We start from the raw sequence: 13,779 nt of genomic DNA on the forward strand, positions 1-13,779 counted from the left end.
TTATGTATCCAAAGATGGTAGTAAACCTGAAGAAACTGCAGCAGAACCTGGATGCCGTGGCGGCCATCACCAAGGACAGGGGAGCATGCTCCCTGATGATCGTCACCAAGGGAATGTGTGCCGATCCGGAGATGGCAAAGATGATCGCCGCGGACCCCAAGGTGGATTACATGGCGGACTCCCGTGTGAAGAACATCGCCAGCTATGTGGACATCGCTCATGAGGGTGGCAAGAAGACCGTGCTCCTGCGCATCCCTATGCACGACGAGCTCCCGGAGGTAGTGAAGTACGTAGACGTATGCTTCATTTCCGAGATCTCCTCCATCCGCCTGTTGGATGAGGAAGCCGGGAAGGTCGGCAAGGTGCAGGACATCGTGTTGATGATCGACCTGGGCGATCTCCGCGAGGGAATCTTCTTCCAGAACCAGGAACTCATCGATGAGGCTGTGGATGTGATCATGGGTCTGGAGCACGTGAACCTTTACGGCATCGCCGTCAATCTGACCTGCTACGGGGCCATTATTCCCAAGTACGACAACCTGTCCCAGCTGGTGGAGATTGCCGGGAGCATCGAAGAGCGCACCGGCCACAAGCTGCAGATGGTCTCCGGAGGCAACTCCAGCTCCATCTATCTGGTGGACAGGGGCGAGTTGCCGGAAGGCATCAACAACCTTCGTCTGGGGGAGGCATTCCTGCTGGGCAACGACACTGCGTACGAGACAGATCTGCCCGGGACTACCGGTGATGCCCTGACCCTGGAGGCACAGATCGTGGAGCTGAAGGAGAAGCCCTCCCTGCCCATCGGCGAGGTTGGTGTGGATGCCTTTGGACAGAAACCTTATTATGAAGACAGAGGGATCATGAAACGTGCCATCATTGCCATCGGCAAGCAGGACACAGACCTGGACAGCATGACCCCGGTGGATCCCCAGATCGAGATCATGGGAGGAAGCTCCGATCACACCATCCTGGACGTGACCCACGCAGACCGGGACTACAAGGTGGGGGACATCGTTTCCTTCACTCTGGGCTATGGTGGTATGCTGAAGGTTGCCACCAGCCCTTATGTCAGCAGAGAATACGTAAAATAGCGTGACAAATCAGTCAGGGTGGAGTATAATGTCATTGTCTGATAAAAAATTAACGGATGGGCCTGCCGGCGCAGGGCCTGTGTATATCGGCTGTCACCTGTCCAGTGCGGATGGGTTTCTTGCCATGGGGAAGGCGGCTTTGTCCATCGGGGCGAACACCTTTGCCTTCTTTACCAGGAACCCCAGAGGAGGAAAGGCCAAGGCCATCGACCCTGCAGATGCGACGGCTTTGTGCGAGCTGCTTGCGGAGAACCGGTTCGGACCGCTGGTGGCCCACGCGCCGTACACCCTGAATCCGTGCTCCGCTACGCCGCGGGTGAGAGAGTTCGCCCGGATGGCCATGACGGAGGACATGGAGCGCATGGAGTACTTGCCGGGGAACTACTACAACTTCCATCCGGGGAGCCATGTGGGGCAGGGCGCGGAAGCGGGCATCGAGATGATTGCGGCGCTTTTGAACGAGGTCATTCGGCCGGAGCAGTCCACCACCATCCTGTTAGAGACCATGGCGGGGAAGGGCAGCGAGATTGGCGGGGATTTCCGAGAATTGGCGGAGATCATCCGGCGGGTGGAACACGAGGAGAAACTCGGAGTCTGCCTGGATACCTGCCACGTACACGATGCTGGTTATGACATCGACGGGAACCTGGACGAGGTGCTGGAGGTGTTCGACCGGGAGATTGGGCTAGACCGGCTGAAGGCGCTTCACATCAATGACAGTCAGAATCCACTGGGCGCGCGAAAGGATCGGCACGCCCGCATCGGCGAAGGCCATCTGGGAACAGAGGCCATCAGAAACGTCATCTATGATCCGCGGCTCATGGGGCTGCCCTGCATTCTGGAAACACCGCAGGAGAGCCTCGCCGGCTACGGGGATGAAATAGCAATGTTAAAAGGTGAAAAGGAGAATTGAAAGCATGGAAGCAAAAGAAATCAAGGACATCCTGGTCATCAACCCGGGATCCACATCCACAAAGATCACTATTTTCACAAAAAACAATACAGAAGTTCTCTTCAAGAAGAACATCGTACACGATGAGCAGCGCATCATGGAGTTCCCGAATGTAGCTTCTCAGAAGAACTACCGTAAGGTCATCATCCTGGACGAGCTGAACGCCATCGGTTATGATCTGGAGAACCTGTCCGCCGTTGTTGGAAGAGGCGGCATGCTGTTCGGCCTGAAGGGCGGTGGTTATAGGATCAATGAGAAGATGTACAACAAGATGGCCAGCCCCGAGCTTCCTCAGCACGCATCCAGCCTGGGCGCGCTTCTGGCCTATTCCATCGCAGAGCCCATGAACATCCCGTCTTTCATTTATGACTCGACCATGGGTACCGACCTGCTGGATATCGCCAAGGTCACCGGAATCGCAGAGATCGAGAAGTACGGTGCTGTCCACCTGCTGAACTCCCGTGCGCAGGCGATCAAGTATGCCACTTCCGTAGGCAAGGACTACAAGGATATGAACTTCATCAACTGCCACATGGGTGGTGGTGTCACCGTCAACGCCATGAAAGGAGGCAAGGTCATCGACTCTGCCGCATACGACGACGGCCCGATGGCACCGGAGAGATCCGGCGGTGTTCCTCTCCTGCTGTTCAAGAAGCTCTGCTTTGATGGCAAGCACACAGAGAAGGATATGGAAGAGCTGATCGCCGGCAAGGGCGGCCTCTACTCTTATCTGGGCACCAAGGACGCCATCGAGATCGAGAGCCAGATCGAGGAGGGGGATCACTACGCCAAGATGATCGTGGAGGCCATGGGCTTCCAGGTCGCCAAGTCCATCGCAGGCCTGTCCTGCTGTCTGGAGGGCAAGGTTGACTGCATCATCCTCACCGGCGGACTCGCCTACTTCCAGTTCCTGGTAGAGACTATCCAGAAGTACTGCAAGCACATCGGTCACATCGAGGTCATGCCGGGCGAGAGCGAGATGGAAGCTCTGGCTGCAGGCACCCTGCGCATGCTCACTGGCGAAGAAGAGATCAAGGAACTCTAATCAGGCACAAAGCACAAAGCTTTAGCGCGGGCGTTTTTGCGCCTGCCAAATATGCAACCGGCGCACCGTGCTGCGCCGGTTGTTTCATTCTGTACTGGCATAGGGAGAGAAGTATGAAAACGATCGGATTTGAAACCATCATGATCCAGGGAAAGGAGAGCATCCTGGTGGTGGATCACGACAACAGAACCGTCAGAGAAATACTGCCTGCGGCGGCCTTCAAGGACTGGCTGGACGCCTGGCCGCCGGCCTGGGCAGCGGAAGGGCCGGCGGAGGCGGGCGCGGCAACACCCGCACCTGCCGCGCCTACGCACCCAACGCGAGTCCTGGTGGACCTGATTCCCGCCCAGATCGAAGGTCTGCGCGCCGCCTTTCCAGAGGCTGCCCTGCGCGTCTATCGGAACGCGATTCCTCATCAGGTCGGTGCGGAGGAGATCCGACGCCTGGAACAGGAATACGGCGACACCACCAGGAATATGGGTGCCCAGCGGCATATCGCTGCGGTGCGCTACGCTTTCGACGAGAGGCAGTTGTCCATCGCCGCAGGTAAGCTGACTCTTCAGTTCGTGACCCAGGATCTGCGATTGTCCAAGGACAAAGTCAACTATCTGAAGCAACTGTTTGATTTCTGCCAGCACTTCCTGCTGCCGGATCCGGCACTCAGGGAGCACGTGGAGGCGTTCCTGGAAAGCGAGGTGGCAGCCTCGCTGCCGGAGTCTGCGGAGCTGCTTCGCAAGTATCTGGATCTGATTTGCCCGGAAGAGGAAGAAGAGGAAAGGCCCCTTCATCTAATCAAGGATACCTGGCTGAAACAGGTGGAACGTGGTGACGAGGAGGGGGCCGTCAGCTACGATGAGGTGGTGGAGAAACTCATGGCATTCAGCGTGGAGGAGGAATGAAGATAAGGAATCGGGGGTGTTAACTACACCCCCTGTTTTTTTTTTGACAAAGTAGTTCGGGGAAATATAGCCTGAATGGCAGGTCATATGATATAATAATTTCAGGTTAAAATGTTAAGGAGGATAATATGGAAGGTGGTTATGGAAGTCTTGGGAACAATTCCGGAAAGCAGGAAATAAGACCCATCAGCAGAAAAACAAAGGTGATCGTACTTACAGTCATTGCAGTGATTGTGATCGGTCTGGCAGGATTTACAATCTATGAGAAATTCTTCGATTTTGAGAAGATCGACCTGATGAAAGGGATTGAGCCACCAACGGTTGCAGGTTACAGTGGAACAGGGTACGTAGAGGGTGTCAATGATGAAGGGTATCTGGATGCGGTCGTGAAGGAGAATGCGAAGACAGAGGCCGGGGCACGGTTTCTGGAAACCGTCAGCTACAAGGTTGACAAGGTAAACGGACTCAATAATGGAGATACGCTGGTGGTGAAAGCCGTGTATGACGAGGAGGGGGCGAAGGAAGCCAAGATCAAGGTGACGAATGACACTTTGCAGTGTAAGGTAGATGGACTGATTGAGCGATTTGCCAACGGTGAGGAACTGAAGAACACGGTGGGTGAAGAAGGTGTCAGCACTGCGGTCAATATGCTCCAAAAGTATGTGATCGATAATCACTCTGGTATGAAGGTCACGCACGAAAAAACCTATTTTTCGAGAGAGGACGGAGAAGACCCTGAGAAAGAGTATCAGGATTATCTGGTGTGTGTATTCAGAGTCAAGGATGAGTATAACGATTACCACGTTTGGAGTTCCTTATCTCCGATCAATAAGAGCACAGAGTTCGGGAAATTGAGGGATCTGGTTGCAGACGGAGCGTTGGAGGCCAATGAGTGCTATGGAGGATATGATTCGATCAACGAGGCGATGCAGGATTTTGAGGCTGGTCGTTATGTGAAAACCTGGGAGGTCAAGTAGCATCGTTGAGCATGATTGACAGGAGGTAAATAATGTTTGGAAAGAAGAATGAAATGTCCGGTATGGAGCAGGGGACAGATGGAGAAGAAAGAAGACCGATTGCAGTACTCGCCGGGAAAAAGTGCCAGTTGCGCATATTTGACCTTCCTGTAACCATCGGAAGAAACAGTGAAATGGTGGATGTTCCTCTGGTGGAATACTCTGTCAGCCGCAGGCACTGCGCACTGGAGCTGCTGGACGAAAATATAGTGCTGGTGGATCTTGGCTCCTATGTGGGAACTTTTGTGGAACGACATAAACTGCAGGAGGGAGAGGCCTGCGTGCTCCAAAACGGGCAGACCATTCGTATCGGCAAGGAGAAGTTCAAGTTAACCATCTTCCAGGAGGAGCTGATGCGCCGGATCCAGGAAGCTCGCCGCGCTTCCATCACACCTGAGCAGATGGAAGAGGAAGACACGGGCTTTCTGATAGATACCTTCGACGACGGTGAGTCGGTGGAGGAGTTGGAAGAGATCGAGGATCTCGAGGAGGCTGGAGCGGTCGAAGAGGTCGAAGCGATCGAGGAACTCCCGGAGGGAGAAGAGGCCGAGGTCATCGAAGAAGGCGAGCCGGAAGAAGAGGTCGAAGAGGTCGAGGAGGTTGAAGAGATCGAGGAGGTAGAGGACCTCGAAGAGATCGAAGAGGCCTCGGAAATCCTTGAGGCAGAGGATATGCCGGAGGACAGTGAGTCGTTCGCGGTCATCGATGAAATAGAAGTCCTCGAAGAAGAAGAGGAAACAGACGCAGAGCTGACCGAGATGATCGACTATGCAGAGCACGGTGGAATCGTCTTTGTGTGGGAGGATGATCTCACCGGAGAGAGTGATCGGTTCGAAATCAGTAAGGACCTGTTTGTCATAGGACGTCAGGAGGGGGATGTAGATCATGTGATCCAGGCAAAGGGCATCAGCAGAAAACACTGCTATATCTCCAAAAGAAACGGCGGATATTACATCTACGATATGCAGTCTACAAACGGAGTAACGCTGAACGGAGAAAAGATCGATCCGGAAAGGGAGGTCCTTCTGGAGGCAGGCGATACTGTGCAGATAGGCGAGAGGGTGTATACGGTTGAAGAACTTTGATATACATGAGATAGAGCAGCGTGTCAAAAAGGTCTTCCGAAACAGGTACAGGGTAATAGGGCCGCTGGGAGAAGGCGGCATGGGAGGCGTATTCTGTGTGGAGAGCACAGACAGATTTCCTGTAAGACATGCGCTGAAGGTCCTGAAACGAAAGAATCGATTCAAGGGGGTGGATCTTTTCGGAGAAGTCCAAATGCTTCGGCAGCTGAATCATCCCAGTATTCCCAGAATCATCGAAGCCCCAGAGGATGAGGACTACATCTATATTCTGCAGGAGTTGGTGGAAGGGGTGTCGCTTCGGGAGGTCGTGGAGACACAGGGGCCATTGGATGTAGAAACCGCACAGCTGTGGATGTCCGATGTGGCAGATGCCCTTGCTTACCTCCACGAGCACAGGGTGATCCATCGGGATATCAAACCCACCAATATCATGGTCACTGCGGAGGGCGTGATCAAGGTGATCGACTTTGGGTTGGCAAAATGGACAGAAGAAGTCGATTATGCTGACAAGAGGCTTCTGGGGACCAAGGAATATACGCCGCCGGAACGATATGCGGGAGCACCTGCCACAGAACAGACGGATATCTATGAGTACGGCACCACCTTCTATATGCTGTTGACAGGAGAGAGTCCGTTGGTGATGAGCACCAACGCACGGCGTCATATGCAGGCCATGCGTCATAATATAGACAGGATCCCTTCTGCAGGACTCCAGGCGATCCTGAAGCGCTGTATTGATGTGAAACCGGAACGGCGGTATCGAAGTTTCAATGAGATCCTATATCAACTGCAGACCCTGGATGCTTTTGAACAGGCAGTAAAGCAGACGGAAAAGAAGCGAAAGATCAGGAAAAAACTGACGATCGGAACACTCTCTCTGGGGGTGATCCTGCTTTGCCTTGGGGTGTACCTGACGGGAGCGATCCACGACAACAAGTACGAACAGCTGATTGAGAAGGCGGATAGCGACTATGATCAGGCGATGATGAAAACGGCATTGGATAAATACCGTGAAGCAAAGGAGTTCGATCCTGGTCGGCCGGAAGGTTATGTTGGGGAGTACACCGTCAGGCTGGCGAATTTGAAATCGCAGAAGCTGCCGGAGGTGTATGGAGATCTTGCAGAAGAGATCGATAATGATATAGAGCAATATGCGTTTCTGGAAGAATCTGCCTCTATGTGGACACAGAAGGGAGAAACCCTGTATTATGCAGCAGAGTCCTCCGAGAATAATCGGGAGAAAAGGGCTGACTATTGCAAAGACGCCATAGATGCCTATGAAGAGGCATTGAAAAGGGATCCGGACGAGGATCTTAAGGAGGAAATTTATTTTGCTGAGGTGTATACGTATACACTGATGGGCGAGTACGAAGCTGCAAACCGCGTCCTAAAAGAGCACCTTAGCGATACCAATGATGATAATAAGAAGTATCTCGATGCGTACATCATGGAGCATCAGGGAAAGAGTGACGAAGCTGTCAGAATCTATGAGAAGCTGATTTCCACTACAGATAATCCGGAGCTGAAGGAGAAAGCCATCACCCAGGCCGGTGCACTGTACATGAAGAATCATCAGAATGAAGAGGCGGTTCGCGTTCTGAAGAAAGGGGACCAACAGGACTACACCAGAAATGTGATGCTGTTGGATGCTTATTACCAGGGCAGGAAATACGAAGCCGCGATCAGACAGGCTGACGTAGTTCTGAATCAGAACGATTGCAACGAGAACGCCTACGAAAAGAAGATCTGTGCGCAGTTGGAACAATTTCGTTATGAAGAAGTGCATACGACAATAGCGGCGTATGCGAGGCATAGTAAGAGACAGGCGGCTTTTTGGGAGGCCTATGCGTATGCAACAGAGATCTCCAACCTGAATACAGAGTATGAGTCGGATCCAGGGCTTTGTGACAAGTTTCTGCAGGCATATGAACGTGCGGAATACCCGCAGAGCCGCGGTCTGCCGGAGGTCTATAAGGAAATAAAGAAACAGAAGCAGATCGTTGTCATGGGAGGGAGTCTGCAATGATCGACAGTCTTAGTCTGGTGCTTGGAAACATCAGCCATTATGTCAACATAGGGCTTGCCATGGTCGTGCTGGGAGTGATCCTGCTGATCGTCGGCTTTGTGAGCCTGTGGAAGTACCTTAACCAAAGCTGGGACGTGTCCATGTATCAGTTTAACCGCCGTTTCCTGCAGGATACCGGAACCCGATTCAGTGATGTCAGGCTGAGCCAGGCAAGAAAGAACGCGGCCGGCAATCTGCACATCGGCGAGTCCGTATCGGCAACCGCAGCCCAGGGCACAGAGTCTGCACACCATGCTGCTCCGGGCCGAGCGATCGTAATAGAAACGGAACTATTGGATGAAACAGAAGAGTTATAACAAGTAGGGAGGCAAGCGATATGAGTGCAAAGACATTGAAAATCATACAGGTAGTGATGGTATGTATTGCATTTCTGTTCCTGTTCTCGTCATGGATGACCATGACAGGGGTAAGCAGCGAGGCGAGGGCTGCTCTGGATTCGGAAATCATCGAAAATATGTCCAGCTCTGCACTGGATGACGAAGGGAGAACGTTGGTTAGGAATTACAAGGATCTCGCCGTCTCACCAAAGGACCTGGCATCTACGGCTTTCATAGCCCTGAAGCATATGGACGATATTAAGGACACAGAGGACGGGACAAAGTATCTGGTGCTGTTCGGGCTGTATCTGTTCCTGTTTATACTCACCGTGTTATCCGCGATCCTTGCGCTCTTTGAAATTATCAAGGAAAGGAGCTTGACAAGGGGAGTTCCGGTGTTCCTTGGATTGATGTGTGTCCTGTTTCTTGTCTTCATCGTATTGAGTATCTATGCCAATTCGAAGATGATGGAGTTGATTGATGGATTCGGCTACCTTAGCAATGATTACATAAACCCGGCTGATCTGGGCGTTCGTCCCACGCTCTGGGGATTGATCGCTGTGCTGTTCGCCGTGCCCATCGGCTACTATCAGAGGCTGTTGCAGAGAACAGAGTGGGGACAGAAGGCACTCGCGTACGTCGGAAATATAAGCTCTGAGGTGGCTGTGAAGGCGAAGGATGTGGCTAAGGATGCACAAAGCTTTGCGCAGCACGCTGGCAGCTGGGACTGCCCGGAATGCGGGAACCATGTGGAGCGTGGTGCGAAGTTCTGCCCCAAGTGCGGGACGGAGAGACCGCCGGAACCAGAGGCGAGATTCTGTCACAAGTGCGGCACAAAGCTCCAGGACGGGGCACTGTTCTGCGAGAAGTGCGGTACCCGGGTGGTGGATGCTGGGGCAGATCCACAGGAGAAGGGGCAGCTTCAGATAGAGAAGACCCGTCAGGATGAGAATCTGGCAGGAGATAACCCTGCACCGCAGAAACCCAAGGTCATGCTCCTGAATGTGAGCGCTGAGGAAGCGGAAGCAGGTGCGGTGAAGAAATTAAGACTCCCTGACGGTCAGGTCAAGCAGCTGAAGATCCCCGCGGGAGTAGAAGATGGTAAAAAGTTCAAGGTGAAGAGCAGCGAAGGAGATGTGGTGCTGCAGGTCAGGATCAAATAAACACGGGGGACGCCGATGAACATTGAAACAGAAAGAACGGAAGAGCTATACAGTCTCTACGAGAAGAAACAGAAAAGAAAAAAACTTGTCCTGGTGGCAGTGGTTCTGATCTGTGTACTCGGGTTCGGAGGCGGCATTGGTTCACTGAAGATCATGGAAGGAAAGCACCATCAGGAAGCGGATGCCCTCATCGCCATGGGAGACAAGGAACTTCAGGCAGGACACTACGAGGAGGCGGTGGCTCAGTACACCAAGGCCATAGAGATCGATAAGAAGAACCCGAAAACCCTTGTGAAGAGGGCCAACGCTTATGTGAAAGTGGCTGATCAGAAGAAAGATGACAAAGGCGACAGGGAAGTGCTGAAGAAGGCGGAGAAGGATTACAAGAAGGCAAAGACCCTCGACCCGAAGAACCCCGATGCGAACACTGGCCTAAGTGAGGTCTACAGTAAGACCAGAAACAAGAAGGCGCTGCGGGAGGTGAATGAGGAGATAGATAAGCAGTCAGCACGAGAGGATAACGGAATCGATCGTGCCGCTATTCTGAACAGAGGGAACTCTTCTTCCAATCTGTCAAACAAGGGGTTTCTGTTGGAAACGGAAGAGGGAGCGTACATAGCGAATGCGCCTCACTGTGGATGTATCAGCCGTATCAAGGAAGATGGAACTCTGAAGACGATCTGGGAACCGGAAGACGCACCAGAAGATGGCAGTATGGTACTATATGACCTGAATATGTGGGGAGAGTACATTTATTTCAGGCAGGAACAGAATAGGGAGGACGTTTCCGTTTCTGATGATATATGCAAGGTTCGTGAAGATGGGAAAGAGTATCAGAAGCTGCTGGAAACCCGCCACGAAGACAAAGAAAGTATCAGCTATGGCCAATTAAGACTGGTAGATGGAAAGCTATACTTTTTCAGGAATACCATTTCCGATGAACCAGGCAGTGAATGCATCACCACGATCGGACAGGCAGACCTGGATGGGAATAATGAGAAAACGATCTATGCGCCTCATGACTACATGCAGGGTTTTGAGGCCGATGGATCCAGTCTCTTCGTCATTCAGTTGGGAGACCAGGAGACGGACAATGATAGCAGCCTCATCAAAAAACTGGACATCAATTCGGGGGAATCGCAGGCCGTTTACAATGCCGAAGACGATTCGAGTATCGAATCTATGGTGTTGTATAAAGACAAAGTTTACCTTGCTGCCAGAACCAGTGACGAAGAAGAGGATAATGCAGCCACAATGGCGTATTACCGAGTGGATGAGGATACACTGGAGAATCAGGAGTTGCTGCTTCAACAGGAGGTTTATTCATCGTATGATGAGCCCTCTGAACCTGGCAATTCAGACTTCGCTATAAGGAACAATGAACTTGCGGTCGTTGTTCAGGACGATACGAATGCAAAGCTGCAGCGTATTAACCTGCGTAGTAAAAAAGAAAAAGAGTTTCTTTTGGGCAATGATGAGGATCTTCAGGTGCCGGAGTGTTTAGGACTCTGGAAAGAGACGATCTATTTCTGTAATCATAACGAATATGATGTGCCCACGATAGGAAGCATGAGCCTGGAAGGGAAAGAGTATCGGGAGAATAGTTGATGTTGCTGCAGGAATGAGAGGAAAGAAGATGTTTTGTAAGTATTGCGGAAAGGAAATTAAGAATGACGCCCAGTTCTGCCCGTATTGTGGAGGAAAACAAGGGCATGAGGCCGCTGAACCTATTGCGCGGAAGGCTTCTCCGGGGCCTGGGCAGATGACAGAAGTGATCGATTTTGGGGAGGAGCAATTCGAAGAGGATGAATATCCTCCTTATGATACTGTGACTGTGGTAAAACCGGGAGGCAGGGGGATCGGCAAGATCATTGCGATCATTGTGGCGGTACTCATGGTGATTGCGGTAGCCGCAGGAGTGATCTGGTTTCTGACGGGGGACAAAGATAAGACTGACGCGGAAAAAGAAAAAACGACAGTCACCACAAACAATGAGGCGCAGTCGGAGACCGGATCTGATAAGAATGCGGAAGAGAGCGATGGCGCGGTGGATTTCAGCAATGAGGAAAGCGCGACAGAGGATGACGAGTCTCTTGACAAAGGTAACGACAGTGTGGGTGACACGGATTATCCTGGTGATAGTATCATATTTCCGGACAGCTCGTATCGACTGATTGAGAAGAGCGAGTATGAGAATCTCAGTGAGGATGCTTTGCATGACGCTGTCAATGAGATATATGCGAGGCATGGGTATAACTTCGGGGGCAAGGCGAAGTATTTGGAAAAATACCAGGACTGTGACTGGTACAACCCATCGTCCAAAACAATGGATCAAGTGAATGCAGAGTTTAATGATATTGAACAGGCGAATGTTGACAATTTGGCACATTATAATAAAAAGATATATGGCTGATTGCCGACGTGCTCATCAAATTTGCCTTTAGAATGCAGTTATCGTGGGAAAGAATTCCCACGATAACTTTTTTTCGCTATGGCAAAGCGGGGACGGTTTTGTGGAGGCCAGGGCGCTCGTTATAGTTTCTCCGTATCCAGGCCTTCGATCCCGGCCAACTGTGCCTTCAGGTTTGCACAGACAAGGGCGGCGCCGCCTTCCCGATCTGTCTCAATGTTCAGGGGCATGATAGGATCGTGCAGGGACTTGCGCAGCAGGAACCAGCCGTTGACCGGCCCGCGGAAGGCGATGCGGACGCCTTCGTAGTTGGGGGTAACCACCTCATAGGTGAGGGCGGTATCGGCCGCCGGCAAGTCAGAAATGGCGGCCAGGGCTTTGTCTGCGCAGGCGCCGAAATCGGCGGCGGTGATGGGCATGCGGATCTCGATGGACTCCACCGGCTCCTTCAGGTCCGCGATCAGGGAGGAGATGGGCTTTCCTTCCCGGTGCAGCAGTGCGGTGCGGATCACGATCTTGGTGGCCAGGTAGGCGCCGTCGTCCAGGAAATAGTTCTCCCTGTAGGCGGCGTGGCCGCTGGTCTCGATGGCCAGGGCGCTATCGGTGCCGGCCTGATTCAGTTCCATGGACTTGTTGATGACGTTCCGGTAACCGCGTTTGAAGCGCAGGTGCTTCAGGCCCAGGGAGCCTTCCAGGTACTCGGTCAGTTCGTTGCTGGTGATGCTGTCGGTGACCACGGTGGTGCCGGGGCAGTCCCCCGCGATGAGGGCAGCGGCCATGGCGACGATGCCGTTGCGGCTTATTTCACGGCCCTGCTCGTCCACGGCGGAGGAGCGGTCTACATCGGTGTCGAAGATCAGGCCGAGATCGCAGCCGCCGTTCAGAGTAGCCTGGCGGATGGCGGCCATAGCTTCCTTGTTCTCCGGGTTAGGCATGTGGTTGGGGAAGGTGCCGTCGGGATCCAGGAACTGGCTGGCGGACACATCGGCTCCCAGAGGGGCCAGTACCTGAGTGGCGTAGAAGCCGCCGGCACCGTTGCCGGCATCCACGGCGATCTTCAGGCCGGCCAGGGGCTGGGGGCCAGCGGCGTTTCCGGTAGTCGACCCAGAAGGTGCAGGGGCGTCCGTGCCCTCCACCGCCTTTACGATCAGATTGCGCAGGTGGGCAGTGTAGAGGCTCATCAGGTCCGTCTCTTCTGGAGCGGAGGGGGTGCCTGCGGGCATCATGTTCAGGATCTGGGAAGATTCCGCGAACACGATGATGTCCGTGATGTCCCCCTTGTCCAGGCCGCCATCGGCGCTGAAGAACTTCAGGCCATTACGGTTCCAGGGGAGGTGGCTGGCGGTGACCATGACCGCGCCGTCCGCCTGGATCTCGGGAAAGACGGTGGCCATGAACATGGCCGGTGTGGAGGCCAGACCACAGTCCAGAGTGCGTACGCCCCGGGCTGCCAGTGATCCTTCGAACAGGCCACTGATATCCTCGCCGGAGCTGCGGGAATCACGGCCGACCGCCACGGTCAGTTCTGAGGGTTTCTTGCCGGTCCTGGAAGACAGCCAGTATAGAAATCCACCTGCCAGACGGGTGACCGCCTCGGCGTCCAGATTGACATCCTCACCAGGGACACCGGGGAGTGCGACACCACGGATGTCGCTGCCGTTCTGCAGGGCTTTGTAGTCGTAGGTGCTCATGATAACTTCCTTTCTCATCAGAAA

At 53.2% G+C, this 13,779-nt stretch carries 12 protein-coding genes; 11 read left to right on the top strand and 1 reads right to left on the bottom strand.

All coding sequences use genetic code 11. The features are described from left to right. Positions 1–2: 2 nt before the first annotated feature. From orr to P156_RS0108215, 11 genes are all read left to right on the top strand, one after another. Entirely contained in the window at positions 3–1,091 is a 1,089-nt protein-coding gene (gene orr, locus P156_RS0108165; protein ID WP_027869704.1) for an ornithine racemase Orr, read from the top strand. Between the two features lie 34 nt (positions 1,092–1,125). Beyond that, complete coding sequence (locus tag P156_RS0108170) at positions 1,126–2,004, top strand: deoxyribonuclease IV (protein WP_255344211.1); 879 nt, start codon at positions 1,126–1,128, stop codon at positions 2,002–2,004. A 4-nt stretch (positions 2,005–2,008) separates the two neighbouring features. Continuing rightward, on the top strand, positions 2,009–3,088 hold the full coding sequence (gene buk / locus P156_RS0108175; RefSeq protein WP_027869706.1) for a butyrate kinase: 1,080 nt from the start codon (positions 2,009–2,011) through the stop codon (positions 3,086–3,088). 113 nt (positions 3,089–3,201) lie between these two features. Continuing rightward, positions 3,202–3,987, top strand: coding sequence for a hypothetical protein (locus tag P156_RS0108180; RefSeq protein WP_027869707.1), 786 nt, complete (start codon positions 3,202–3,204; stop codon positions 3,985–3,987). Positions 3,988–4,115: 128 nt separating this feature from the next. Then, positions 4,116–4,964: a hypothetical protein gene (locus P156_RS0108185; RefSeq protein ID WP_027869708.1), complete on the top strand. Its 849-nt coding sequence runs from the start codon at positions 4,116–4,118 to the stop codon at positions 4,962–4,964. 32 nt (positions 4,965–4,996) lie between these two features. After that, the gene (locus P156_RS0108190; protein ID WP_027869709.1) at positions 4,997–6,088 is read left to right on the top strand and encodes an FHA domain-containing protein; all 1,092 of its coding nucleotides are present in this window, start codon (positions 4,997–4,999) and stop codon (positions 6,086–6,088) included. Further along, complete coding sequence (locus P156_RS0108195) at positions 6,075–8,114, top strand: serine/threonine-protein kinase (RefSeq protein ID WP_255344212.1); 2,040 nt, start codon at positions 6,075–6,077, stop codon at positions 8,112–8,114. The genes P156_RS0108190 and P156_RS0108195 overlap by 14 nt, the downstream gene beginning before the upstream one ends. Further along, positions 8,111–8,470: a hypothetical protein gene (locus P156_RS0108200; protein WP_027869711.1), complete on the top strand. Its 360-nt coding sequence runs from the start codon at positions 8,111–8,113 to the stop codon at positions 8,468–8,470. Before P156_RS0108195 ends, P156_RS0108200 begins: the two co-directional genes overlap by 4 nt. A gap of 20 nt (positions 8,471–8,490) precedes the next feature. Further along, positions 8,491–9,654, top strand: coding sequence for a zinc-ribbon domain-containing protein (locus tag P156_RS0108205; protein ID WP_027869712.1), 1,164 nt, complete (start codon positions 8,491–8,493; stop codon positions 9,652–9,654). A 15-nt stretch (positions 9,655–9,669) separates the two neighbouring features. Beyond that, positions 9,670–11,262: a tetratricopeptide repeat protein gene (locus P156_RS12890; protein WP_027869713.1), complete on the top strand. Its 1,593-nt coding sequence runs from the start codon at positions 9,670–9,672 to the stop codon at positions 11,260–11,262. A gap of 13 nt (positions 11,263–11,275) precedes the next feature. Continuing rightward, complete coding sequence (locus P156_RS0108215; protein WP_027869714.1) at positions 11,276–12,067, top strand: YARHG domain-containing protein; 792 nt, start codon at positions 11,276–11,278, stop codon at positions 12,065–12,067. Between the two features lie 119 nt (positions 12,068–12,186). Here the strand turns inward: P156_RS0108215 and P156_RS0108220 are convergent, their stop codons facing one another. Further along, positions 12,187–13,773 (bottom strand): phosphomannomutase/phosphoglucomutase, encoded by a 1,587-nt coding sequence (locus tag P156_RS0108220; RefSeq protein ID WP_185752175.1) that lies wholly within the window; start codon positions 13,771–13,773, stop codon positions 12,187–12,189. Between the last annotated feature and the right edge of the window lie 6 nt (positions 13,774–13,779).

The sequence above is a fragment of the Eubacterium sp. AB3007 genome, from assembly GCF_000688015.1.
In the GTDB taxonomy this organism is placed as follows: domain Bacteria; phylum Bacillota; class Clostridia; order Peptostreptococcales; family Anaerovoracaceae; genus Aminicella.